General features: G+C 38.5%; 23 protein-coding genes. 10 read left to right on the forward strand and 13 right to left on the reverse strand.

The features are described from left to right. Positions 1-60 precede the first annotated feature (60 nt). From AC2A07_RS01195 to AC2A07_RS01235, 9 genes are all read right to left on the reverse strand, one after another. Positions 61-1,734: an NADPH-dependent assimilatory sulfite reductase hemoprotein subunit gene (locus AC2A07_RS01195; RefSeq protein WP_484048843.1), complete on the reverse strand. Its 1,674-nt coding sequence runs from the start codon at positions 1,732-1,734 to the stop codon at positions 61-63. Between the two features lie 18 nt (positions 1,735-1,752). Further along, positions 1,753-3,459, reverse strand: coding sequence for a diflavin oxidoreductase (locus tag AC2A07_RS01200; RefSeq protein ID WP_484048844.1), 1,707 nt, complete (start codon positions 3,457-3,459; stop codon positions 1,753-1,755). After that, a complete protein-coding gene (gene cobA / locus AC2A07_RS01205; protein WP_484048845.1) occupies positions 3,449-4,294 on the reverse strand; it encodes a uroporphyrinogen-III C-methyltransferase in 846 nt (281 codons plus the stop codon). The genes AC2A07_RS01200 and cobA overlap by 11 nt, the downstream gene beginning before the upstream one ends. A gap of 24 nt (positions 4,295-4,318) precedes the next feature. After that, a complete protein-coding gene (gene cysK, locus AC2A07_RS01210; RefSeq protein WP_484048846.1) occupies positions 4,319-5,230 on the reverse strand; it encodes a cysteine synthase A in 912 nt (303 codons plus the stop codon). 26 nt (positions 5,231-5,256) lie between these two features. Beyond that, on the reverse strand, positions 5,257-6,087 hold the full coding sequence (gene epsC / locus AC2A07_RS01215; RefSeq protein WP_484048847.1) for a serine O-acetyltransferase EpsC: 831 nt from the start codon (positions 6,085-6,087) through the stop codon (positions 5,257-5,259). A gap of 3 nt (positions 6,088-6,090) precedes the next feature. After that, positions 6,091-7,329, reverse strand: a complete 1,239-nt coding sequence (locus AC2A07_RS01220) for a sulfate adenylyltransferase subunit 1 (RefSeq protein WP_484048848.1) — start codon at positions 7,327-7,329, stop codon at positions 6,091-6,093. A gap of 152 nt (positions 7,330-7,481) precedes the next feature. Beyond that, the gene (cysD, locus tag AC2A07_RS01225) at positions 7,482-8,390 is read right to left on the reverse strand and encodes a sulfate adenylyltransferase subunit CysD (protein WP_484048849.1); all 909 of its coding nucleotides are present in this window, start codon (positions 8,388-8,390) and stop codon (positions 7,482-7,484) included. Positions 8,391-8,398: 8 nt separating this feature from the next. Then, positions 8,399-9,112, reverse strand: a complete 714-nt coding sequence (locus AC2A07_RS01230; RefSeq protein WP_484048850.1) for a phosphoadenylyl-sulfate reductase — start codon at positions 9,110-9,112, stop codon at positions 8,399-8,401. Between the two features lie 80 nt (positions 9,113-9,192). Further along, a complete protein-coding gene (locus tag AC2A07_RS01235) occupies positions 9,193-9,609 on the reverse strand; it encodes an RrF2 family transcriptional regulator (protein ID WP_484048851.1) in 417 nt (138 codons plus the stop codon). Between the two features lie 156 nt (positions 9,610-9,765). Here AC2A07_RS01235 and pepT point away from each other — a divergent pair, with 156 nt between their 5' ends. Then, entirely contained in the window at positions 9,766-11,013 is a 1,248-nt protein-coding gene (gene pepT, locus AC2A07_RS01240; RefSeq protein ID WP_484048852.1) for a peptidase T, read from the forward strand. Positions 11,014-11,271: 258 nt separating this feature from the next. Here pepT and thiL read toward each other — a convergent pair whose 3' ends face one another. Next, positions 11,272-12,336 (reverse strand): thiamine-phosphate kinase, encoded by a 1,065-nt coding sequence (gene thiL / locus AC2A07_RS01245; protein ID WP_484048853.1) that lies wholly within the window; start codon positions 12,334-12,336, stop codon positions 11,272-11,274. Positions 12,337-12,410: 74 nt separating this feature from the next. Continuing rightward, complete coding sequence (locus AC2A07_RS01250; RefSeq protein ID WP_314493371.1) at positions 12,411-12,905, reverse strand: thioesterase family protein; 495 nt, start codon at positions 12,903-12,905, stop codon at positions 12,411-12,413. A 291-nt stretch (positions 12,906-13,196) separates the two neighbouring features. Between AC2A07_RS01250 and AC2A07_RS01255 the strand changes: the two genes are divergently transcribed. The 3 genes from AC2A07_RS01255 (at position 13,197) to AC2A07_RS01265 (ending at position 16,073) form a co-directional block, all read left to right on the forward strand. Next, positions 13,197-14,402, forward strand: coding sequence for a BaiN/RdsA family NAD(P)/FAD-dependent oxidoreductase (locus AC2A07_RS01255; RefSeq protein WP_484048854.1), 1,206 nt, complete (start codon positions 13,197-13,199; stop codon positions 14,400-14,402). Positions 14,403-14,507: 105 nt separating this feature from the next. Further along, on the forward strand, positions 14,508-15,146 hold the full coding sequence (locus tag AC2A07_RS01260) for a DUF2306 domain-containing protein (RefSeq protein WP_484048855.1): 639 nt from the start codon (positions 14,508-14,510) through the stop codon (positions 15,144-15,146). Positions 15,147-15,152: 6 nt separating this feature from the next. Then, positions 15,153-16,073, forward strand: a complete 921-nt coding sequence (locus AC2A07_RS01265; protein WP_484048856.1) for a YARHG domain-containing protein — start codon at positions 15,153-15,155, stop codon at positions 16,071-16,073. A 5-nt stretch (positions 16,074-16,078) separates the two neighbouring features. Here AC2A07_RS01265 and AC2A07_RS01270 read toward each other — a convergent pair whose 3' ends face one another. Beyond that, positions 16,079-16,489: a ribosomal maturation YjgA family protein gene (locus AC2A07_RS01270; protein WP_484048857.1), complete on the reverse strand. Its 411-nt coding sequence runs from the start codon at positions 16,487-16,489 to the stop codon at positions 16,079-16,081. A gap of 35 nt (positions 16,490-16,524) precedes the next feature. On the opposite strand from AC2A07_RS01270, the gene AC2A07_RS01275 reads away from it, so the two are divergent. Together AC2A07_RS01275 and AC2A07_RS01280 are read left to right on the forward strand one after the other, a co-directional pair. Next, positions 16,525-16,737 carry a hypothetical protein gene (locus AC2A07_RS01275; protein ID WP_484048858.1) on the forward strand — a complete coding sequence of 71 codons (213 nt, stop codon included), beginning with the start codon at positions 16,525-16,527 and terminating at the stop codon, positions 16,735-16,737. 409 nt (positions 16,738-17,146) lie between these two features. After that, positions 17,147-17,599, forward strand: a complete 453-nt coding sequence (locus AC2A07_RS01280; protein ID WP_484048859.1) for an energy transducer TonB — start codon at positions 17,147-17,149, stop codon at positions 17,597-17,599. A 17-nt stretch (positions 17,600-17,616) separates the two neighbouring features. On the opposite strand, the gene mutS is transcribed toward AC2A07_RS01280, so the two are convergent. After that, positions 17,617-20,205: a DNA mismatch repair protein MutS gene (gene mutS / locus AC2A07_RS01285; protein WP_484048860.1), complete on the reverse strand. Its 2,589-nt coding sequence runs from the start codon at positions 20,203-20,205 to the stop codon at positions 17,617-17,619. A gap of 382 nt (positions 20,206-20,587) precedes the next feature. On the opposite strand from mutS, the gene AC2A07_RS01290 reads away from it, so the two are divergent. The 4 genes from AC2A07_RS01290 to AC2A07_RS01305 all read left to right on the forward strand — a co-directional run bounded on the left by AC2A07_RS01290 (position 20,588) and on the right by AC2A07_RS01305 (position 23,978). After that, positions 20,588-21,469, forward strand: coding sequence for a bestrophin family protein (locus AC2A07_RS01290; RefSeq protein WP_484048861.1), 882 nt, complete (start codon positions 20,588-20,590; stop codon positions 21,467-21,469). A gap of 73 nt (positions 21,470-21,542) precedes the next feature. After that, positions 21,543-22,079: an RNA methyltransferase gene (locus AC2A07_RS01295; RefSeq protein WP_484048862.1), complete on the forward strand. Its 537-nt coding sequence runs from the start codon at positions 21,543-21,545 to the stop codon at positions 22,077-22,079. A 380-nt stretch (positions 22,080-22,459) separates the two neighbouring features. Continuing rightward, positions 22,460-23,110: a CBS domain-containing protein gene (locus AC2A07_RS01300; RefSeq protein ID WP_484048863.1), complete on the forward strand. Its 651-nt coding sequence runs from the start codon at positions 22,460-22,462 to the stop codon at positions 23,108-23,110. A gap of 1 nt (position 23,111) precedes the next feature. Further along, positions 23,112-23,978 (forward strand): NAD kinase, encoded by an 867-nt coding sequence (locus tag AC2A07_RS01305; protein WP_314493390.1) that lies wholly within the window; start codon positions 23,112-23,114, stop codon positions 23,976-23,978. Positions 23,979-23,996: the final 18 nt, after the last annotated feature.

A 23,996-nucleotide genomic window follows, 5' to 3' on the forward strand; every position in this document is an offset into this window, starting at 1 on the left:
AAAAGATGATGATAATGTTTCCTGGCTTTTCTTTGCCTGTAGAGAAGATTGATCATATTTTTATTTTAAGGTTTGTAAATAGCGGTAAGAAAAATCACCAAAGGTTTCCTGTCCATTTCTTCCTTTTGAATAGTTCCCGAAAAGGGTATCAAGAGTTTCAAGGATTTCTTCTTCTCCAATGTTTTCTTTAAATTTTGTATTAAGACGCATTCCCAGCCTGTCCCCTCCGATATGAAGATTATATTTTCCGTAAGCAGTACCTACAAGACCGATCTCTGCATTTGGTGATCTTCCGCAGCCGTTCGGACATCCCGTCATCCTGATTGTAATATCTTCATTCTGGAGTCCGTATTTTTCAAGCACCGGCTCTATTTTAGTGACTAAAACAGGTAAATACCGCTGGCCTTCAGCCAAAGCCAGTGAACAGGTATTGAATGCCACGCATGCTACAGAATTCTTACGAAGTGCACTTGCTTCATCCGTATAAGCAGAAATTCCATATTCTCCGAGGAGATCTTCGATTTCAGCTTTATCATTTTCTTCAATATCTGAAAGAATAAGATTCTGATTACAGGTGAAGCGGAAATTGACTTTTCCTGTTTCGGCAATTTTCAGCAATCCTGATTTTAAAGGATATGCTTCTGTATCAAGGATTCTCCCATGCTCTGCAAAAACCGTATAAAACCATCTGCCTTCAACGTTCTGCATCCATCCGTAACGGTCTTTTCTCTGTTCAAAATTAAATTCCCGGGCTGGTTCAAAATCAAATCCGCATCTTTTTTCGACTTCAGCCCTGTATCCTTCGACACCAAGCCTGTCAATCGTATATTTCAGCCTGGATAATTTTCTTTCACTTCTGTTTCCGAAATCACGCTGTACGGTAATAATTTCATAGACTGCTTTCAGGGCTTTTTCTTCTGAATCTACAAAACCTAAAACAGATGCCAGACGTGCATAGGTTGCGTCATTTCCATGGGTTGCACCCAGCCCGCCTCCTGCGGCAATATTGTAGCCTGCAATTTTATCATTCTCAATAATGGCAATCAGAGCAATATCATTGATAAAAACATCCACATCATTATTGGGAGGAATGGCAATCCCAATTTTAAGTTTTCTCGGAAGGTACCGGTCCTGATACAGAGGATCTTCCTCTGTTTTTCTGTCGATTATCAATTCGTCATCGATCCAGAGATCATAATATGATTTTGTCTTCGGAAGGCACATTTCGCTGATTTTCCCTGCTAATTCAAAAACCTCCTGATGCAATGGTGATTCTGAAGGATTTGAGGTACAGGTGACGTTTCTGTTTACATCACCACATGCTGCAATAGAGTCAAGATGCTGCAGATTAAAATTCTGGATGGTCGGCTTAACGTGAGATTTTAAAATTCCATGCAGCTGAATGGTCTGCCTGGTGGTAATTTTGATCACACCGGTTGAATGATCTTCTGCAATTGCATGAAGACCTTTCCATTGTCCGGATGTTAAAAAGCCTCCGGGAAGCCTCAGCCGGATCATATAAGAATACAGCCATTCCAATTTTTTTGCGACCCTTTCCTCACGCCTGTCCCTGTCATCCTGCTGATACATTCCATGAAACTTGATCAGGGTCTGGTCATCTTCCCTGATGGCTCCGGTGAAATCATCCAGAAGACTTTCCTTCAGAGTTCCTCTGAGACCATTACTGTCGGTTTTTATTCTTTCTACCGGCGAAAGATTATTTTTATCTGTCATATCCTATCCGTTTTATGATTAATACACATCTTTTACATATCGTCCATTGAGTTCAAGTTCTTCAAGATACCCCCTGGCTTCTTCCGGGCTTTGTTTTCCCTGATCCTGAATGATGTCCAGGATAGTTTTCTCAACATCTTTACTCATGGGTTCCCTGGCTCCGCAGACATAGAGTGATGCTCCGCTTTCCAGCCAGTGATAGAATTCCACAGCTTTCTGTTCCAGTTTGTGCTGCACGTATACTTTTTCGGCGGTATCTCTTGAAAAAGCAAGATCAAGATGGGTCAGGGTTCCTGTTTTCAGGAAGTCCTGAAGTTCTGCCTGATAAAGGAAATCAGAAACGAAGGTCCTGTCACCAAAGAAAAGCCAGTTTCTGCCTTCGGCGCCCAAAGCGTCTCTTTCATAAAGAAATGACCTGAAGGGTGCTATTCCTGTTCCGGGTCCTATCATAATGATGTCATGATCCGGTTTGGGAAGTCTGAAATGCTTAGCTTCCTGGATATAAAATTCTATGTCTTCACCTTCTTTAAACCCTGCCAAAAATCCGCTGCATAATCCGTTCTGTTTTCTGTCATTGATCAGAAAGTCAGATTTCGCTACCGTAATATGAATTTCACTATCCCCGTGAGCCTCCGGTGATGAGGATACAGAATACAAACGCGGTGACTGGCCTGTCAATACAGGAATAATCTGTTCAAATTCTTCTGCATTTTTTACCGGATAGATTATCAGCAGATCAAGAAGACCCAACCGTACCTCCGGAATCTTATGTCCTGTAATCTGCGCATATCTGGCAACGGTTGTTGTAAGCAGATAACTGATATTGAGATGCCTGTAGAGAAGTTCCTTTGCACCGGCAGTCAATTTAGCAGTTGTAATCTGCTTTTCAGGATCAATTCCAGTCAGGCGGATAATTTCATTCACTTCCTTTTCCGGATTGAGAGCAATGACGCCCAATGCATCCCCAGGATTATAAACAAGAGGTTCTTCGGTTTCTATTTCTATATGATACGTCTCTTTATCAGAGTAAATATCATTGAGATTGATAATGGTTGCAATTTTTCCGCGGTATTTTCTCCTACCTGTGGATTCTTTAGCAGCCGTCCCTGTTTTCTGGCTTTTTTCTGCAGTTTTGTAAACAACATCAAGAATGTGGTCTGCCCATTGATGAGCCTCCTTTTCATAATCGATATCACATTTTTTCAAAGGAAGAACTCTTTGCGCACCCAATACTTCAAAGCGGAAATCGATATCTTCACCTGTTTTACAGAACATTGGATAACTGCTGTCTCCCAGAGCCAGGACTCCATACTGCAAAGCATTTATATTCAGTTCATTTTCATGAATGAAGTCGTAAAATTTCTTTGCAAGAACCGGAGGATCTCCCTCTCCCTGGGTACTGATAATGATAAAGAAAAGATTTTCTTTGACGAGGTCTTTCGGTTTATACTGGGAAAGGTCTGCCAGTTTTACCTTCACTCCTTTTTTCTTGATGATTCCTGCCAGCTCTACAGCCAGTTTCTTACTGTTTCCTGTCTCAGTCCCGTAAGCCAGGGTAATCTTCCCGGGAGAACTATTTTCTGTATCGATTCCGGAAGAAAAAGGCAGTGAAGAAGAAGACTTTTCCGCTAATCCAGCAAGGAAACCACTTGCCCAAAGGGCTTCATCTCTTGAAAAACCACCTGATATCTCTTTCAGAGCTTTTAATTTTATTTCAGACAGCATATTCTAATGTATTTTGAAGGTTTGTCACTAAAGTTCCATTGGATACCGATTTAAAATAAATCCCTTCCTGATCAGCGTTTTCGAGCCATGAAAATTCTTCGTGAAGATCAATTACTTTTCCGATGACAACCAGTGACGGAGAAAGAAAATCTTTAGTTCCCAAATTTTCATGAAAGCCTTTCAGGGAAGAAGTATATACTTTCTGATAAGGCGTTGTTGCCTGCTCTATCACCGCTATCTTTTTATCATCTGACGTGCCTGATGATAAAAATTTCTCAACCAGACCATTCAGATTCCCTTTTGACATATAAAAAACAAGGGTATCATCTGAGGTGCTTAATTCTTCCCAATATGCATTACTAAGTATTTCTGTTTTATAATAGGTCAGAAAACGAACAGCGGTTGCATATCCTCTGGCAGTTAAAGGGATTCCTGCATAAGCGGCAGCTCCTGAAGCGGCAGTAATTCCGGGAATGATTTCAAATGCGATCCCGTGTTTTTTCAGAGTTTTCAGCTCATCCAGAACATTGGAAAAAAAAGAAATATCTCCTCCTTTCAGCCTTACCACTTTTTTTCCCTGAGAGGCATAATCCACAATCAGTGTATTGATAAGGGACTGCGGTGTAGATGCATTTTTACTGCATTCTTTACCCACATAGATGATCTCTGCATTTTGATCTGCATAACGATCTATAATTTCAGGACTTACAAGACGGTCACATAGGATGACATCAGCATTTCCGATGACTTTTACTGCTTTTACAGTGATCAGATCTGGGTCGCCGGGTCCTGCACCTACAAGGTAAACCTTGGGTGTATTATTTATTTTTTTCATTTTAAAATCTTCTTAGGTGGGTATTCAGAAAAGCCCTTCGATGGATAAGTATCTTTCTCCGGTATCGTAATTTATCGTCAGGATAGTAGATCCTGGTGGAATTTCAGACAGCTTTTTCGCAACTGCAGCCAGAGAAGCTCCCGTAGAAATTCCTACAAACAGTCCCTCTTTTTTGGCAGCTTCCTTTGTAAACTCAAAAGCTTCATCCTTACTGATCTTAACAATTTCGTCCAGGATTGCTGTATCCAGGATTGAAGGAATAAATCCTGCTCCCAGTCCCTGAAGAGGATGCGGAGCGGGAGATCCGCCACTCAGCACCGGAGATAACTCAGGCTCTACTGCAATGACTTTTATACCGGGAAATTTCTGTTTCAGCACCTTTGCTATTCCTGTAATATGCCCTCCGGTTCCTACACCTGTGATCAGATAATCCAACCCATCCGGAAAGTCTTTGAGAATCTCCTGAGCTGTGGTTTCCGCATGCACCTTGACGTTGGCAGGATTGTCAAACTGTCTGGGGATCCATGAATCCGGAGTTTCCTTTGCCAGTTCCTCTGCTTTTTCAATAGCGCCTTTCATACCCTTTTCCCGTGGAGTCAGGACAAACTCTGCTCCATAAGATTCCATAATTTTCCGGCGTTCCAAACTCATACTTTCCGGCATCACGAGAATCAGCTTATAATTTTTTACCGCGGCTACAAGCGCAAGCCCGATACCTGTATTCCCACTTGTAGGCTCTATAATAGTACTGTCTCTGTTAATTAATCCTCTGTTTTCAGCATCTTCAATCATGGATAAAGCAATCCTGTCTTTAATGCTTCCGCCGGGATTAGACTTCTCCAGTTTGATCCATACTTCATGTTCTGTATCAAAAAGCTTGTTAATTTTTACGACCGGGGTATTTCCGATGGTTTCTAATGTGTTTTGGAACTTCATACCTATTCAATTAATTTTGTTTTTTTTTATATCACAAATGTTAAAGATTCGGGAAGAGTCCCGCTATCTTTTATTTTTATCTCACTTTTATGATAGACCAGAGAACCGGAAGGGACATTCTGTGTGATCCAGACATTTCCTCCTATAATACTGTCTCTTCCTATGGTCGTATTTCCTCCCAAAATAGTCGCTCCGGAATAGATAATAACATGATCTTCAATATTGGGATGCCTCTTCTCATTGGCCTTATCTTTTGAAACATATAGAGCTCCCAGCGTCACGCCCTGATAGAGTTTTACATGATTTCCGATGACAGCAGTTTCACCGATGACAACGCCTGTCCCATGATCAATAAAAAAATATTCCCCGATCACAGCGCCTGGATGGATATCGATTCCGGTTCTGCTGTGTGCATATTCTGAGATCACCCGCGGCAGAATTTTCACGTCCTGAATCCAGAGCTGATGAGAGATCCTGTATACATAGGTCGCAAAAAAGCCGGGATAGGACAGTAAGATTTCGTCAAAAGACTCCGTTGCAGGATCAAATTCTAAAACAGATTCAGCATCCAGGATCAGTGTATTGTAGATCTCAGGAAGTACGGAAAAGAAATCATCGGTCTGCTTTTCAGCGAAAACCTCATCTTCAGAAGTATTTCTGATCAGATCATAAAGAACATCCCGCAGTACTTCAAATTCAATATGAATCTGATTATCAGCATCAAAATCCTGTGAAAGGAACAGAAGATCATACAGCTGAATGACAAACCCCTCCATCTTATTTTTATCAAAGAATCTTCGGGAACCGCTTTGCTTTTTTTCAAGGATTTTCCTGATAAACTGATCTGACACTTTCATTGTTTACTGAATTATACAGGCTGCAACGGTGGCATTAGAGGTTTCATCTACCAAAATCGCTGATCCTGTTTTTTTATTGTTTATAAAATAATCAAATACCAGAGGTTGGGCAGTCCGTATCATCACTTTTGCAATCTCGTTCAGCTTTACGCCTCCTTCAGAACTTTCTCTTTCAAGACTGTTCACATTGATCTTGTATTCCACATGCTTTACAACTGCTTTCAGCTGTCTGCTGTGATGCTGTAAAAGATACTTATTACCCGGCTGCAGAGACTTTTGGTCCAGCCAGCAGAGCAATACCTCCACTTCTTTTTCAACTTTGGGGAGTTCATCTGCCAGGGCGAAGAGATCTCCCCTGCTGATGTCAAGATCATCGGTAATCCGGATTAAGACCGGCTGACCTTCAAGTGCTTCATGTACCTCAATTCCATTCACTTCAAGTGATGCAATTTCAGTAATTATACCGGCAGGAAGTATAGCTATTTTATCGCTTTTCTGAAGACGTCCGCTGATAATCTGTCCTGCATAACCGCGATAATCATGAAGCGCTTCAGTCTGTGGACGGATCACATACTGCACCTGAAAGCGGCTGCCTTTGTTGTGCTGCTCATTAATCTCCGCTTTTTCAAGATATTCCAAAAGGGAACTTCCCTGATACCATCCTGTGGCTGAAGAAACGGAAACAATGTTGTATCCCTTCAGTGCAGAAATCGGAAAATAGGTAACATCAGTAAGCCCCAAATCCTCTGCAATCTGCGCATAGTCTGCTTTTATCTTTTCAAAAACATCCTGTGAATAGCTGACCATGTCCATTTTATTAATGGCAACGGCAACTTTTTTAAGTTTAAGAAGCGAAGCGATAATAGAATGCCTTCTGGTCTGTTCTATAACTCCTTTGCGGGCATCGATCAGGATGACCATCAGATCAGAATTGGAAGCCCCGGTAATCATATTACGGGTATATTGTAGATGTCCCGGAGCATCTGCAATAATAAATTTTCTTTTTGATGTCGAAAAGTACCGGTAAGCAACATCAATGGTGATTCCCTGCTCTCTTTCTGCACGGAGTCCATCCGTCAGAAGAGCAAGATCTACTCCATCTTCATTTTTGTTTTTAGAATGTTTTTCAAGTACTTCCAGCTGATCCTGTAAAATACTTTTGCTGTCGTACAGCAGTCTTCCGATGAGGGTGCTTTTCCCGTCATCTACACTTCCTGCTGTTATAAATCTTAATAAATCCACGTCTTTTTTTTATGGGTAATGGGTAATAGGTAATGGGCAATAAATGATAAATGATAAATGATAATTGATAAATGACAGGTAATAATTAATTTATGTACTAGTGATGTTTTACACACTGCATCATTACTCATTACCCATTACTGATTGCTCATTCAAAAGTAGCCTCCTTTTTTTCGGTCTTCCATAGCCGCTTCGGTAACCCGGTCATCAATTCTGGTTTCTCCTCTTTCTGATATTCTTGTGGCTGTAATTTCTTCAATCACCTGATCCAGGGTTGCTGCCTGAGATTCTACGGCTGCTGTGCAGGTCATATCCCCTACCGTACGATAACGTATTCTTTTGATGGTCACGGTATCTTCTTTCTCCAGAACAGCATGCTCAGAATTGGCAATCCACTGTCCGTTAAGGTCTACTACTTCCCTTTCGTGAGAAAAGTAAATAGAGGGCAACTGTATATTTTCTCTCCGGATATAATTCCATATATCCAGCTCTGTCCAGTTGCTGATCGGGAAAACCCTGACATTTTCGCCTTTATGAATTCTGCCGTTGAAGATATTCCACAACTCAGGACGCTGAAGTTTAGGGTCCCACTGTCCGAATTCATCTCTCACCGAAAAAATTCTTTCTTTAGCGCGGGCTTTTTCTTCATCTCTCCTTGCCCCTCCAATGCACGCATCAAATTCGAATTCTTCAATCGTATCAAGAAGAGTAAAGGTCTGCAGCCAGTTTCTGCTAGGAAATTTACCTTTAGGTTCTGTCAGTTTTCTGCTGTTAATTGTATCTTCTACCTTTCGTACTACCAGATCAACATCCAGCTCTTTGGTCAGATGATCCCTGAACTCTAAAACTTCAGGAAAATTATGACCCGTATCCACATGAACAAATTTGAATGGAATCTTCCCGTAAGGAAAAGCTTTCGCCGCAAGGCGGGCAAGTACAATACTGTCTTTTCCTCCACTGAAAAGCAGAGCCGGACGCTCAAACTGCCCTGCGACCTCTCTTAAGATATAGATCGATTCCGCTTCCAGCTGATCTAAATAATTTAAATGATATAATGACATATTTTATTTTATTGATGAACGTGTAAACCGCATTCTTTTTTATCGGCATCTTCCCACCACCACCGGCCGGCTCTGAAATCTTCTCCTTCTTTAATCGCTCTGGTACAGGGCTCACAGCCGATGCTCACAAATCCTTTTTTATGAAGGTGATTATAGGGAAGATGATTTGTTTTGACATAGTCTGTCACCTGCTCTGTGGTCCAGTGAAGGATCGGATGAAATTTTATGACCTGGTGATCGGGATCCCATTCCAGCTGAGGCATCTCTTTTCTTCCTGCTGAATGTTCGGATCTTAAACCCGTGATCCAGACCTTGTATCCCTGAAGTGCTTTTTTTAAAGGAATCACTTTCCTGATATTACAGCAGGCTTTTCTCTGTTCCACAGACTGATAAAAGGAGTCAGGCCCGTTTTCTGAAACAAATTGCTGCAGTGATTCCGGATCCGGATAATAGGCTTTTATTGTTTTTTTAAAGAATGCTCTGGATGACGTCCAGGTCTCATAGGTCTGTTCAAAAAGTCTTCCTGTATCAAGTGTAAAAATATCAATATTCAGGTTTTTTATAAGGTGAGTGACTACCTGATCTTCATAACTGAAGCTTGTTGAAAAGATAACTTCACCTGAAAACCTGTCGGCAAGAATTTTAAGAAAACCATCATCATAAGTACCTGGGGAGGCCTTTTCTGTTAATATATCGAATTCTTTTTTCAGGATATTTTCCATTTTTAATTGAAATTATTCCTGCAAATATATATAAATCCTATTTATCCTACCAAATTAGTAGGATATAAAAATAAAAAATTTTATCTTTTTTTAATAAAGGAAGTTAGGGTTGCCTCCATCATGCTTTTTCTCGTTTTCTCTCTTACCACCATCAATTCATTTCTGAGATAGCACGTTGCCTCATCAACGCAGTCGTCGCAGGATTCGTAAAAATTCAGTGAAATACAGGGAGTTAAAGCTATAGGGCCATCAAAAATGCGGTAAATATCTGCCAGTGACACTTCATCGGGAGACAACAGAAGATAGTAGCCGCCGGCACTCCCTTGCTTACTGTTGACCAGCTTGGCTCTTTTGAGTTCGAGGAGAATCTGTTCTAAAAATTTTTTGGAAATATTTTCATCATGTGCAATTACAGCTGTTGACAAAAATCCCTGATTGTAGTTTCTTGCCAATCTGACCATTGCCTTTAAAGCATATTTGCAACGTTTGGACATCATAATTCATGCAATTTAGGATAAATTATCCGATTGGCGAAATTGCATTTTCCGATTACCACATAATCATGATTTATGGTTGAAAAAGGGTGACAAACATCTCCCAAATTCTGAATTTGAAAAATTTACATTGTATATTTGTCATAAATTTTATCATTCATGAGTACAATTGAATTCAACGAAATGTGGAGAGAAAAATTACTGAACCGTTTTCTCAGCTACGTAAAGATATATTCTACAAGTGATGCAGAAAGTGAGGCTACTCCTTCTACAGAACGCCAGTGGGATATCGCCAATTATATCGTAGAAGAACTGAAAACGATCGGCCTGGAAAATGTGTCTATTGATGAACACGGATACATTATGGCCTATGTACCTTCTAATCTGGAGAATGACAGCAAGCCGACCATCGGATTTATTTCCCATTACGATACTTCTCCTGATTTTAACGGTGAGAATGTAAGACCTCAGATCTGGAAAAATTATCAGGGTGAAGATTTAGTTTTAAATAAAGAAACAGAATTTACATTATCCCCTTCAAAATTTGAAAGTTTAAAAAATTACATTGGTCAGACCTTGATTACAACAGACGGAAACACCCTTCTGGGAGCAGATGACAAAGCTGGCTGTGCAGAAATTGTCACTGCTGCGGAGTATCTGATTGCACACCCTGAAATCAAGCATGGAAGAGTCGCCATTGGTTTCACTCCGGATGAGGAAATAGGACGGGGAGCCCACAAATTTGATGTGGCTAAATTCGGAGCAGAGTTTGCCTACACGATGGATGGCAGCGAAGTGGGAGAACTGGAATATGAAAACTTTAATGCTGCAGGAGCAGTTGTAAAAATCCATGGACTGAGTGTTCACCCGGGATATGCTTTCGGTAAAATGATCAATGCGGGTCTTCTGGCAGCAGAATTTATACAAATGCTTCCCGCAAATGAAACTCCGGCAACAACTAAAGGCTTTGACGGATTTTATCATTTAATGGATATTACAGCAGATATTTCTGAGGCAAAACTACAATATATCATCCGTGACCATGATGAGGAAAAGTTTGAAGCCAGAAAAAAAATCATGGAAGAGAAAGTTGCAGAATTCAACCGGAAATATGGGGAAGGAACAGCAGAGGTTGAAATCAAGGAACAGTACCGTAACATGAAACAGCAGTTTGAAGGAAAAATGCATATCATTGACCTTGCTGCTAAAGCTATGAAAGAAGCGTCTATTGAACCGAAAATCAAAGCAATCCGTGGAGGAACAGATGGTGCTCAGCTATCCTATATGGGACTTCCGTGTCCGAATATTTTTGCAGGAGGAATGAATTTCCACGGACCGTATGAATATGTCGCGCTCGAAAGTATGGAGAAGGCACTTGAAGTAATTGTGAATATTGTCAAGGAATAAAATCTTCTTTAAGTATTTTATAAAAGAAATGCTTAGACATACTATTGACTAAAAACAGAAGCCAGCTTTACGCTGGCTTTTTTAATATCTTACATTTATTTTGGTCTTATTCTTCCCGGATTATTTATTCCTATTCATGATACGCATAATCTTTTTATGTATTAAGATGTGAAATATAAAAACAAAATCAATCAAAATTATTTGATAAAAAAAACCATTACAAAAATGCAATGGCTTCACAATATTTAAAATTAAATTTTAATCATTTTGTTGATTGCTTAAAAAAGCATCCCAACCTTGGGCGGTCAAAGCAACCAACTGGTTAGAACCTCTTGCCACCATAAAATTACCTTCTTCATGATCAACGGCATGACCGATGATGGTGAAATCCGGATGGTTTTTCATTTTGTCAAAATCATTCGGAGAAATAGTGAAGAGCAATTCGTAATCTTCACCACCACTCAACGCTGTCATTACAGGGTTAAGATTCAGATCATCGGCTGTTGTAATCGTAAGGTTGTCCATCGGGATTTTCTCCTCATACAGCCTGAAACCTACTTTGGACTGGTCTGAAAGATGCAGTATCTCAGAAGCAAGACCATCTGAAATATCAATCATTGAACTTGGTCTGATATCCAACTCTGCTAAAATTCCTTTCACATCAGTCCTTGCCTCAGGTTTCAGCTGTCTCTCCAGGATATAATCAAATCCTTCCATTTCAGGCTGCATATTGGGATCAGCAAGGAAAACAGAATGTTCTCTTTCCAAAATCTGAAGCCCCATGTAAGCCCCTCCCAGATCTCCGCTTACAACAAGCAGGTCATTAGGCTGTGCACCGCTTCTTTTAACGATATTTTCTTCATCTTCAATTCCTACTGCTGTAATACTCATTACCAGTCCTGCGTTAGAACTCGTTGTATCACCACCAATCAGATCCACTTTATATCTTCCACAGGCTGCCTGAATACCTGCATACAATTCTTCCAGAGCTTCTACCGGAAAACGGTTGGATACCGCAAGGGAAACCAAAATCTGTGTAGGCGTCGCATTCATCGCTGCAATATCACTCAGGTTAACGACAACCGCTTTATAGCCTAAATGTTTCAGCGGAACGTATCCTAAATTGAAATGTACACCCTCTGCCAAAACATCCGTAGTCAGAATGACTTTTTTGTTTCCGGGATTGATAACGGCTGCATCATCTCCTACTCCAAGCTCCGAAGATTCATTGGATAAAGGAAAAAATTCCGTTAAATGCTTTATGAGTCCAAATTCACCCAATTTCGAAATAGGTGTTAATTCAGGTTCTTTATCTTCAAACATAAATTCTTATATAATTGATGGTTGATAATTGATAAATGATGACAAAAAATCAATCAACATTTATCGATTATCATTTATTTAGTAAAAATTGCCGGGTCTACATTGTCAGGACGGAAAGGAAGTTTTTTGAAATCATCCCTTGTCATCAATACAGTCTCCGGTGTCTTATATTTATTCATTGCTTCGATTACGTCATCAGGCGGTGTTGTCATTTTTCTCAGCATGGTATCGATCCACACCCCTGTTGCCTCAGAAGTAGCACAGTGTGCTCCGTCCGGAAGATAAAATTTATGTACAAAACGGTAGATAGAAGAATCTTCCGCACATCCGTCAATCTCAAGACTTACAATCACCGTCTGATCCGCAAATATTTCTTTGAAGAAAGAAAATCTTTCATGCATGATTACCGGTCCGATTCCCCAACGGCTCATCTGGGTTACCCCCATTTTTTCTTTTTTCATAAAAGCCATCCTTGTCTGTGCACAGTATTGTACATAAGACGAATTGGCAAGATGTTTATTGGCATCCAGATCACTCCAGCGTACTTCAAATTTATGGTAGAATATCATTTTTATAAATCGTTTTAAAATTGCACTGCAAAAGCCATTAATAATTACAAGCCCATCAGACGTCCGAATAAATTTCAGATGTAAAAAAATAAGTCTGCATCAGAGAAAATATCCGTTTTTGCAGATGTATTATTTAAAATCACATATCGAGGGGTTCATAATTTTTCAGGTTCAGCAGTTATAATCTTCAGGTTAAAATTCAAAAATTACAATCCTCAAAATTACTCAAATAAGATGGTTTATAAAAATTGTACTTTTGGAAAAATAATCTTCAGCATAAGATTAACAGTTATGAAGCAAATTATCATTATCGGAGGTGGCGCAGCAGGATTTTTCTGTGCAGCAAATCTGGACGAAAAAAAATACAGGATTACTATTCTGGAGCAGAATTCTGATGTTCTTCAGAAAGTAAAAGTTTCAGGTGGCGGAAGATGTAATGTCACCCATGGATGTTTCGATCCTAAAGAATTAGTGCAGTTTTATCCCCGTGGAAACAAGGAATTACTCAGTGTTTTTACTAAATTCCAATCAGGCGACACCATGGACTGGTTCGAAAAACGAAACATTTCGTTAAAGATTGAAAATGATAACAGGGTTTTTCCGGAAAGCAATTCTTCACAGACAATTATTCAGGCTTTCCTGAATGAAATTCAGCAAAAGAACGTTGAAATAAAAACCAAATGCTCCGTAAAAGAAATCATTAAGAACGGTGATCAATATTTAGTTTCAACAAGTACAGGAGATTTTCCGGCAGATTATGTGGTCTACACGACCGGAAGTTCACCAAAATCTTTAAAGATGATTGAAAATTTAGGACATAAAATTATTGAATTGGTTCCTTCTCTTTTCACTTTTAATATTAAAGATGATTTGCTGAAAGATCTGGCCGGAACCAGTTTTGAAATGGCTGAAAGTTCTATTCCTACATTGAAAACCGAAGAAAACGGCCCCCTGCTCATTACACATTGGGGACTGTCGGGACCTGCAATTTTGAAAATTTCAGCCTGGGAAGCAATTAATCTGGCTAAAGTAAAATACAATTTCGAGGTTCAGGTCAATTTTATATCGAAAGATATTGACGATGCAGAGGAATTATTTCAGAATTTCAAAATATCCAATCCTAAAAAAACGGTGGGGCAGTCGAAAATATTTGATGTGACGAATCGTTTCTGGCAAAGAATTCTGGAAGTTTCAAAGGTAGATCTGAATAAACAGATCGCGAACATTTCAGGAAAGGAAATAAAGCTGATTACAGAAAACTTATGTCAAAAGAAATTTCAGGTCACTGGAAAATCAACTTTTAAAGATGAATTTGTCACAGCAGGAGGTGTTGACCTGAAGGAAATCAATTTTAAAAACATGTCTTCAAAGATTTTACCTAATTTTTATGTTGCCGGGGAAGTTTTAAACATTGATGCCGTGACGGGTGGATTTAACTTTCAGGCTTGCTGGAGTGAAGCCTGGCTGATTGCGCAGGATTTGAACAGCTTAAACTAAAGATTCGTTTTCAAAAATTAAATGGAACCCCGCAGAAATCAATGGCAAACCAGTCAAATATAGATTCAGATTACCCATATTGATGAATTAAATATTATTAATAAAATGCTTTCGGCAAAAAAAAATATTCCGACTCTGCTCAAAATCCTTTTAATCATCGGGTTCGGCTATTTTTTTTGGCTGATGCTGAAAATCACATTGGAATATATCCCTTTTGATACCAATGCCAGCTTTCTGATGATAAAACAGACGGAAGTTACAGACAGACCAGAATACCTCTGGTTTTTCTACACCCACGTCTACACCAGCATTTTTGTTTTATTAACAGGATTTTCAGCCCTGTTGAGAAAAGATTTCGGACTGAAAAATTTTCATAAAAACATAGGGAAAATTTATATTTTCCTTATCCTTTTTCTCGCAGCGCCTTCTGGAATTTACATGGGTGTTTTTGCAAACGGAAGTATCCTTTCTAAAATTTCGTTTGTGATTTTGGGCTGTTTGTGGTGGTTTTCAACTTTTAAGGCATATCAGTCAGCACGACAAAAGAAATTCAAAGAGCATCAACAGTGGATGTGGCGAAGTTTTGCCCTTACAATTTCTGCCATCACTTTGAGAATGTGGAAAGTAATTATCGTATATTTATTCCACCCAAACCCAATGGATGTTTATCAGATCATCGCATGGATGGGTTGGATTCCGAATATCATTTTAATCGAATATCTAATCACAAAAAAACACCTTTAATAACCTATGAAAATTTTAAATTTTACTTTTGCATCCCTCATAGCTGTTTCTTTTGTAAGCTGTAAAAAAGACGGAACGGTTACCGAAAAATCAAAGGATTCACTGATCACCAAAAAGGATTCTGTGGCTGTTCCTGAGATTTATAAAGAATATTACGGAATTTATACGGGAGAATTTTCCGGAAAAGGTGAAGTTTACGATAATGAAACGGGAGAATATTATGACGGAACCGACTATAAAAGACTGTCTCTTAAAATAAATAAGATAACAAAAGACAGTGTTTACGGACAAAGTATTGTTAACGGAACTCAAAGACCTTTCAGAGGTATTTTTAATGAAAGCTCTCAATCGTTCATTCTGGATGAGCCCGGAAATGACAGTACTGACGGAAGATTTGAAGTCAGATTAAAAAGCGACAGCATTACCGGAAAATGGACTGCCTTCAAAAAGTCAGCAGTTAAAATTTCTTCTAAAAATCTGAAACTGATCAAAAAAGAATTCGTTTACAATCCTAATTTTATGCTCGATGAAAATTCTGACCTGATTGACTGGGAAAACCCACGGAATTTTAAAGAAAAATATACTGACGAAGAAACAGGTAAAACAGAAACGTTTACTGCTTCAAAAAACAGGATAGCTTCCGATGCAGTCTTTAAAATTAATGCTTCAAAACAGAAACTGACAGAGAAAGAATTAAAAAACCTGAGGAAACTGGATATGGAGATCATCAAAAATTCTGTTTTTGCAAGACACGGATATGCCTTCAAAAAACAGACCTACAGGAACTTCTTTGAACAGACAGACTGGTATATCCCTGTCTCCGGTAATGTAGACAGCGAACTTTCACCGATAGAGAAAGAAAACGTGGCTTTGCTGAACCGTTTTATCAAATATGCTGAAGATAAATATGACTCTTTTGGAAGGTAGTTTTGTTAAAGATTAGTTGATTTCGCAGATTCTTTTTGATGAGCATTGATCTGAACAAAAAGATATAAAAGCAAACATCCTGCTCCGTAACATACAATATCAATCCACGAGAAAGAATTTCCGACTATGATATACATCAGGCTTCCTTCAGGAAATCCTAATTTATCTGCAATTTTAAAAAATTGGGCAAACTCAATCAGACAGGAAAATATAAAAATTCCGGAAATCAGTTTTGTGTTGTTGATGATGAAAAAAAAGCTCTTAACCAATGTATATAGAAGCATAACCACGATTACGTCTCCCAGATAAGCCCTGATAAAGAACTGGTCTTTCAAAACCGTGGCAATTAAAACCTCAACCAGAAAAATCAGCAGGGTTAAAAAAAGATATTTCAGGCTAAACTTAAATTTTATCATCTTGTATTTTACCTTTTTCAATTAAACTAATTATTATGCTGATTATTCTTCTTCCTGCTGTATTGGCATTTATGTATTATGTCGGTTTTATCACCATGACAAAATTAAAAATAAATCAGGCTGACGGCGAACTGAAAACCCATTTTTTACGAATACTTTTCGGATTTTTGGCAATTTCTGTTTTGACGCTGTTTCTCCTTTCAGCTAAATGGCTTCTGCTACCCGATCCACCGCAAGGCTTTAAATAAAAACCAGAATTTGTAGAGGTAATGATTATTGTTAACTAACCTGAGCTCGGGATAAACAATCTTTAATAATTGATTTTCAAAACAATGCTATTTTATCGCAAAGAAAAACAAAGAAATTCTACTTTTTAAAACGCTTTTAAGTTAAACAATGCCACTTCGTTTATCAAAGCAATACAAGAATTTTGTATTACTTTGATAAGTTTCACGCCTTTGTCTATCCTAAATCTTAAAAAATCACCTAATTACTATTTTTGTTTAGCTTTGCGTTTTATAGAGCCTTATCCCGAACTGAAGTTAATTAATTTAGCAATACGCTCACCAGTTGAATTGGTATCATGTTTGTTGGACTTTACAGTTAATTTTTTTTAATAATATTTGTAACAATCTGAATGATCTAAATTTAAATCTAATGAGAACAGCTGTTTTTTTAATCGGATTATTTTTTTCCACGTCCCTTTCTGCACAGGAAGCACCCAATAAAAATACTATCGAAAACAATATCTCTGAAATTCCCAATTACAGCGAATTGGTCAAGAAAAAAATTAATTTAAAAGATGTTGTTACTACAGCAGATACTGCTCCGGAATTTCCCGGCGGATTCAGTGTTTTCAAACAGAAGTATTTTGAAGGGATGCCTACGGTCAATCTGAAACAGAACCAGAAGCTTGATACCCGCATTTATTTTGTTGTTGAAAGAGACGGCTATGTACGGAATGTTGCCGCAATAGGAAGCGATAAGAAACATGTAGAAGCTGCGGAACTGGGGATTAAAAGGATTTATACCCGCTGGAAGCCTGCAATGAAGGATGGTAAGCCTGTGCGTTATCTGTATACATTTCCTTTAGCTGCAAGGAAGTATTAAGTAAAAACGCTTAAATTTTATTTTCCAATCATCTTCTTAATCGAATTCAGCTTCATCAGAGCCTCAATCGGTGTCAATGTATTGATATCGATTTTCGTCAGTTCTTCTCTGATATTTTCTAAAACAGGATCGTCCAGCTGAAAGAAAGAGAGCTGCATATTTTCTTCCGTAACCCTTTTGATGCTTTCGGAAGAATCGCCCTGAGAGCGGCTGGCTTCAAGCGTTTTTAAGATCTCATTGGCTCTGTTGACAACTTTTGAAGGCATTCCTGCCAATTTTGCAACATGAATACCAAAACTGTGTTCACTTCCTCCCGGAATCAATTTCCGCAGGAAAATGATATTGCCTTTATTCTCCTGGATAGAAACATGGAAGTTTTTCACCCTGTCAAAATTTACGGTCATTTCATTGAGCTCATGATAATGTGTTGCAAATAAAGTTTTTGCCTGTGTCGGATGCTGATGAAGATATTCAGCAATAGCCCAAGCTATGGAAACACCATCGTAAGTGGAAGTCCCACGGCCGATTTCATCCAACAGAATCAGACTCCGGTCTGAAATGTTATTTAAAATATAGGCAGCCTCGTTCATCTCTACCATAAAAGTAGATTCTCCGGCAGAAATATTATCGGAAGCTCCGACTCTTGTGAAAATCTTATCTAAAACTCCGATTTCAGCATACTTTGCAGGAACAAAACTGCCGATCTGCGCCATCAGGCAGACAATAGCTGTCTGACGCAGAATGGCTGATTTACCTGCCATGTTGGGGCCGGTAACCATAATGATCTGTTGAGAATCTTTATCTAAAAAGATATCATTCGGAATGTATTTTTCTCCTAACGGAAGTGCATTTTCAATAATCGGATGCCGGGCCTCTTTTAAGTCAATTAAAAAACCTTCATTCAGAACAGGCTTTGTGTAACTTTCAGATACAGCCAGTTCAGACAGGCCAACCGCAACATCAAGCTGTGCAATGATATTGGAATTTTCCTGAATCCTGTCCATATAGATCATCGTATCGGAACAGACTTTACGGTACAGCTGATTTTCAAGGACACTGATTTTTTCTTCAGCACCCAGGATCTGACTTTCATATTCTTTCAGTTCTTCGGTGATATACCTTTCCGCATTCACGAGTGTCTGCTTCCTGATCCAATCAGCCGGAACTTTATCTTTATGAGTATTTCTTACTTCTATAAAGTATCCGAAGACATTATTAAAATCAATTTTAAGACTGGTAATCCCTGTCCGCTCTACTTCACGCTGGCACATCTCATCAAGAAATCCTCTTCCTTTATTTTGCAACCCTCTCAAATGATCAAGCTCTTCAGATATATTCTGCCTGATCACATTTCCTTTGGCAAGATTTACCGGAAGTTCTTCATTTAAATGATCTTCCAGAAGTTTGATCAGTTCCTCCAAAGAATTCAAGGGTTCCAGCCATGCCAGGACATCTGCAAAGGGATGCAGCAATTCTTTAATTTTATGAATGTTAATCAGACTCTGACGAAGATACCCCAGTTCTTTTGGTGAAATTTTTTCTGCTGCCAGCTTTCCCATTAACCTGTCAAGATCTGAAATCGCTCTCAGCAGCTGGGAAATTTCATATTTCAGCTGATCATTTTCGTTAAGAAAATCAATTAACGAAAGCCTTCTTCCGATTTCTTCAACAGATTTTAAAGGAAGGATAATTCTTCTCCTTAACAATCTTCCTCCCATAGGAGTAGAGGTCTTATCAATAATGTCCAGCAGTGATTTCCCTTTCGGATTGCTTGGATAAACGATTTCAAGATTTCTGAGTGTGAAGTGATCCATCATCAGATAATCTTCCTGCGGAATGATCTGAATTTTGGTGATGTGCGCCAATAGTTTGTGATGGGTATCTTCAACCAGGTACGCAAATATTGCTCCTGCAGCAGTGATAGCCATTGGCAGGCCTTCAACTCCAAAACCTTTTAATGAATTGGTCTTAAACTGACCGGTCAGCTTTTCGTAAGCAAAATTGTACTGGTATGCCCAGTCTTCCAGTTTAAATACATTTCTGTTTTTCAGCTGATCCGGAATCTGCACGCTTCTCTGGTAAATGATTTCACTCGGGTCAAAGGTATTGATTATGTGCAGGATTTTATCTAAATTCCCTTCACTTACCAGAAATTCTCCTGTGGAAACATCAACCAGGGCAATTCCGTATTTTTCTTTTTCTTTGTGAAGCGAAAGCAGGAAGTTATTCTTTTTTGAAGTTAAAACCTGGTCATTGAAAGTAACTCCCGGTGTGATCAATTCTGTCACTCCCCGTTTTACGATTCCTTTTACCGTTTTCGGGTCTTCAAGCTGGTCGCAGATGGCAACGCGAATTCCGGCCCGCACCAATTTTGGCATATAAGAATCTACCGAATGATGAGGAAATCCCGCCAATTCGATATGTCCCTCTCCGTTAGCCCTTTTGGTCAGGACGATTCCTAAAATCTGGGAAGTCCTTACAGCATCCTGTCCAAAAGTTTCGTAGAAATCGCCCACCCTGAAGAGCAAAAGTGCATCAGGATACTTTGCCTTGATGGTATTGTACTGCGTCATTAACGGGGTCTCTTTCTTCGTCGCCTTTGCCATTAAAATCTTTCTTAAAATTGGAATGTAAAAGTAAGAAATAAAACAGAAGGATTAAAATTCATGTTACAGTTCCGTAGATTTAGCAGATGAACACAGATCGTTAAAACATTAAATTTTACTGTACAATTTTATGTTTTCTTAATCTTAATGAAATACAAAGTCTTTTTACCGTCAATTCTAATTTGAATACAGGGGATATTTCGTTTAACCAGAAATACCATCACAGTCATCCATCTTGTCTACGCTACTTATAAGTTAACAATAAGCATTTAACAAAAACCCATTCTTCATCTGCGGGACGCACAGTCAGATTACACATTTTAAAAATTTCTGCGAAAAAGAATAAACCGAATATTTTATCTTTGCATGACAGACAAAAACCATGAGAGTTTACAACACCAAAAATTTCCTGAAAATATTGGTCAGCCTACACAAAAGTGATACGTTGAAAATACTTTTCCCAACAATGCTCCTGGTAGCAGTCTATTCTTACGGAATCCAATATCTTGAAATTGAATATCTGCATCTGACAACAAAATCCAAGGTCAGCAATGTCGGGATGATTCATTCGCTACTCGGTTTTGTTTTATCACTTTTACTGGTATTCAGGACCAATACTGCTTATGACAGATGGTGGGAAGGCAGAAAACTCTGGGGAAAGCTGGTAAATGACACAAGAAACTTCGCTGTAAAAATCAATATAATTCTTGCAGACGACAGAAAATCAGCTGATCAGATTGCAAGATACCTTAAATATTTCCCTCACTTTTTAGCCAAACATCTGTCAAAGGAATCTACCAGACTCGCTTTGGATGAAGATTATTCTGAAATTGAAAAATCACTTAAACACCACGGTCCGACTGATCTGATCAATCTTCTGACCCACAAACTGTATCAGTTAAAAAAAGAAGGGAAGATTTCTGATGTGGAAATTCTGTATCTGGACACCCAGATCACAGGCTTCCTTGACGTTTGCGGCGGCTGTGAAAGAATTAAGAACACACCGATTCCTTATTCGTATTCGTCATTTATAAAAAAATTCATCATTTTATATGTTCTGGCCCTGCCTATTGCTTATGTTATCAATCTCGGACTTTTTATGATTCCGCTGACTGTTTTTGTATTTTACGTCCTGATGAGTCTTGAATTGATTGCAGAAGAAATAGAAGATCCTTTTAATAATGATGAAAATGATATTCCGATGGAAACAATCGCCCAGAATATTGAAAAAAACGTTCATCAGATCATGAGCCTTAAAAAGTAGAAATTAACGGCCGTTTTTAAATCCGCCCGTCATGAAGAAATCGTAAATTATAATAAGAAGTAAACAAATTATTTTGGTAAATAAATTAAAACTGGAAGAGCTTAACAGAATCGATGTGGAGACTTTTAAAAAAGTGGAAAAAATCCCGTTGGTCGTTGTTTTGGATAATATAAGAAGCATGCATAATGTCGGAGCTACTTTCAGAACGGCAGATGCCTTTTTGATTCAGAAAATTATTTTATGCGGTATTACACCACAGCCTCCGCACCGCGAAATTCATAAAGCAGCATTGGGAGCAACGGAAAGTGTAGACTGGAATTATGAACAGAACATCAGCGATGCTGTAAAGGAATTGAAAGATGCAGGTTTTGAAGTTGTAGGAATCGAACAGACGACCAACAGTACAATGATTACAAATTTCAGCATTGACAAAACAAAGAAATACGCAGTGATTTTAGGGAACGAAGTGGAAGGAATCAGTGACGAAGTTTTACAGGACATCAATTCTTTTATTGAAATTCCACAGTTGGGAACCAAACATTCTTTAAATGTCAGTGTCTGCGGAGGAATTGTCATGTGGGAGTTTGCAAAAGCTTTAGGATTAAAATAAACCGTTATTTTTAATTTATTTTTCTGAGATCATTTTAAGTGGAGTGCTTTTATCTCAGGTTTTAATTTGATTATGATGGATTCAATAAATTTTTAATCTGTAAAATTAAAAGCAGTAAACTTTTCGGGCGCTCAAAGAAATTAAAGAATTCTAAGCAGAGAATATCGTTAAAAAAGGCCGTAAAGGTCTATAAAACAAAAAACTGCGTCTGTCTGAGACAGTGCAGTTTGAAATAAATCTAATAAAAAGTAAAAATGAAAGGCGACAAAGATACTTCAAATTTGTTTACGAACAAATTTTTGAATCCGTTTTTTTATTTTTATAAAAAATAACTTCTATTTTAGAGGAAGGTTTCATTTAAAATTTTATAAATTAGCACAATGTTTATCAAGGACTATATCTCAAAAGATTTTCCGTGTTTTCATCTGACTGACTCTATCGAATCAGCTAGAGAAACCTTAGAAGCATTTGGATATACCCATATTTTCATCAAAAAATCACATCACTTTTACGGAGCTATCGCCAAAGATTTTCTTTACGAAGAGGAAGGAACGCTGAAAAATCTTGAACATCAGATCGAGCGGTTTGCAATATTGGAAGATCATAATATTATGGACAGCATCAGACTGTTCTATACCTTCAATGCCAACGTAATTCCCGTGATCAATAAAAATGAAAAATACCTGGGATACATCTGTTGTGATGATGTCTTTCAGACCTTTTCAAAATATCCTCTGTTTTCTGAAACCGGTGCTATTCTCACTGTAGAAACTCCGGCAAGAAAATATTCCATGACAGAAATTGCCAACATCGTTGAAAGCAACAATTCCAAATTCTACGGTGGATTTATCAGTTTCATGTCCGATGAGGTAATCCACATTACCCTTAAAGTCAGCAACGAAAATTTAGCTTCAATCGATGCTACATTTGACCGTTATGACTACAGGATTGTAGAAAAGTATTATTCTGATGACAAAACAGATCTTTTCAAAGACCGTTTAGGTTTTTTACAAAAATTTATCGAAATATAACATGAAGGCAGCCATATATTCTCAGAAAAAAGATCTTGATACTTTTTTATATTTAAGCAAATTTATTTCAGAACTGGAAAGCAGAGGGGTAAAATCTGTTTTATTTGATGAAATGGCTGAAGGACTGCAGTTTTCCAAAATTTTTGAAACGTTCGGCACCAAACAGGATCTGATTGATAAGGAAGTTGACCTGTTCTTCACTTTTGGTGGTGACGGCACGATCGTCAACTCATTAACTTTCATAGAAGATCTTGAAATTCCGGTTGTAGGAGTAAATACAGGAAGACTCGGCTTTTTGGCGAGTTTTACCAAAGAAGAAGCTTTCAAAGCACTGGATTCTATTTTAAAAGGTGATGTAAAAACCAGCCGTCGGTCTGTGATCGAAGTGGTTTCTCCAAAATCTGATGAATTTTTCCCGTATGCTTTAAATGATGTGACGATTTCCAGAAAGGAAACAACCTCAATGGTGACGGTAGATTCTTACATCAATAATGAATTTCTGAATGTTTTCTGGGGAGACGGCGTAATTGTCTCCACACCGACCGGATCTACGGCTTACTCTCTGAGTTGTGGCGGTCCCATCATCTCTCCGAATAATGAGAACTTCGTAATTACCCCCATTGCACCGCACAACCTTAATGTGAGACCACTGGTGGTCAACGACAAAGTGGAAATAAAGTTTAAAGTAGAAAGCAGGGTTCCCCAATATTCCCTTTCTTTAGATTCAAGACTGATCCATATTGAAACCGATAAGGAAATCGTAATTAAAAAAGCAGCTTTCCAACTGTTACTGGTACAGCCCAATAATTTAAGTTTCTATGAAACCATCCGTCAAAAGCTACTTTGGGGGAGAGATAAAAGAAATTAGTAATTTCTCAAAATTGAT

Source organism: Chryseobacterium sp. HNCC26DJ238, assembly GCF_057180465.1.

What these genes read in the sequence shown, in the direction of transcription:
- AC2A07_RS01235 (WP_484048851.1), bottom strand. Translation starts at nt 9,609, where the DNA reads ATGATGTCCAAACGTTGCAAATATGCTTTAAAGGCAATGGTCAGATTG.
- AC2A07_RS01200 (WP_484048844.1), bottom strand. Translation starts at nt 3,459, where the DNA reads ATGCTGTCTGAAATAAAATTAAAAGCTCTGAAAGAGATATCAGGTGGT.
- AC2A07_RS01270 (WP_484048857.1), bottom strand. Translation starts at nt 16,489, where the DNA reads ATGATAAAATTTAAGTTTAGCCTGAAATATCTTTTTTTAACCCTGCTG.
- AC2A07_RS01265 (WP_484048856.1), top strand. Translation starts at nt 15,153, where the DNA reads ATGAAAATTTTAAATTTTACTTTTGCATCCCTCATAGCTGTTTCTTTT.
- mutS (WP_484048860.1), bottom strand. Translation starts at nt 20,205, where the DNA reads ATGGCAAAGGCGACGAAGAAAGAGACCCCGTTAATGACGCAGTACAAT.
- AC2A07_RS01290 (WP_484048861.1), top strand. Translation starts at nt 20,588, where the DNA reads ATGAGAGTTTACAACACCAAAAATTTCCTGAAAATATTGGTCAGCCTA.
- AC2A07_RS01255 (WP_484048854.1), top strand. Translation starts at nt 13,197, where the DNA reads ATGAAGCAAATTATCATTATCGGAGGTGGCGCAGCAGGATTTTTCTGT.
- AC2A07_RS01250 (WP_314493371.1), bottom strand. Translation starts at nt 12,905, where the DNA reads ATGATATTCTACCATAAATTTGAAGTACGCTGGAGTGATCTGGATGCC.
- AC2A07_RS01195 (WP_484048843.1), bottom strand. Translation starts at nt 1,734, where the DNA reads ATGACAGATAAAAATAATCTTTCGCCGGTAGAAAGAATAAAAACCGAC.
- pepT (WP_484048852.1), top strand. Translation starts at nt 9,766, where the DNA reads ATGAGTACAATTGAATTCAACGAAATGTGGAGAGAAAAATTACTGAAC.
- cysK (WP_484048846.1), bottom strand. Translation starts at nt 5,230, where the DNA reads ATGAAGTTCCAAAACACATTAGAAACCATCGGAAATACCCCGGTCGTA.
- thiL (WP_484048853.1), bottom strand. Translation starts at nt 12,336, where the DNA reads ATGTTTGAAGATAAAGAACCTGAATTAACACCTATTTCGAAATTGGGT.
- cysD (WP_484048849.1), bottom strand. Translation starts at nt 8,390, where the DNA reads ATGTCATTATATCATTTAAATTATTTAGATCAGCTGGAAGCGGAATCG.
- AC2A07_RS01280 (WP_484048859.1), top strand. Translation starts at nt 17,147, where the DNA reads ATGAGAACAGCTGTTTTTTTAATCGGATTATTTTTTTCCACGTCCCTT.
- AC2A07_RS01230 (WP_484048850.1), bottom strand. Translation starts at nt 9,112, where the DNA reads ATGGAAAATATCCTGAAAAAAGAATTCGATATATTAACAGAAAAGGCC.
- AC2A07_RS01260 (WP_484048855.1), top strand. Translation starts at nt 14,508, where the DNA reads ATGCTTTCGGCAAAAAAAAATATTCCGACTCTGCTCAAAATCCTTTTA.
- epsC (WP_484048847.1), bottom strand. Translation starts at nt 6,087, where the DNA reads ATGAAAGTGTCAGATCAGTTTATCAGGAAAATCCTTGAAAAAAAGCAA.
- AC2A07_RS01300 (WP_484048863.1), top strand. Translation starts at nt 22,460, where the DNA reads ATGTTTATCAAGGACTATATCTCAAAAGATTTTCCGTGTTTTCATCTG.
- cobA (WP_484048845.1), bottom strand. Translation starts at nt 4,294, where the DNA reads ATGAAAAAAATAAATAATACACCCAAGGTTTACCTTGTAGGTGCAGGA.
- AC2A07_RS01275 (WP_484048858.1), top strand. Translation starts at nt 16,525, where the DNA reads ATGCTGATTATTCTTCTTCCTGCTGTATTGGCATTTATGTATTATGTC.
- AC2A07_RS01305 (WP_314493390.1), top strand. Translation starts at nt 23,112, where the DNA reads ATGAAGGCAGCCATATATTCTCAGAAAAAAGATCTTGATACTTTTTTA.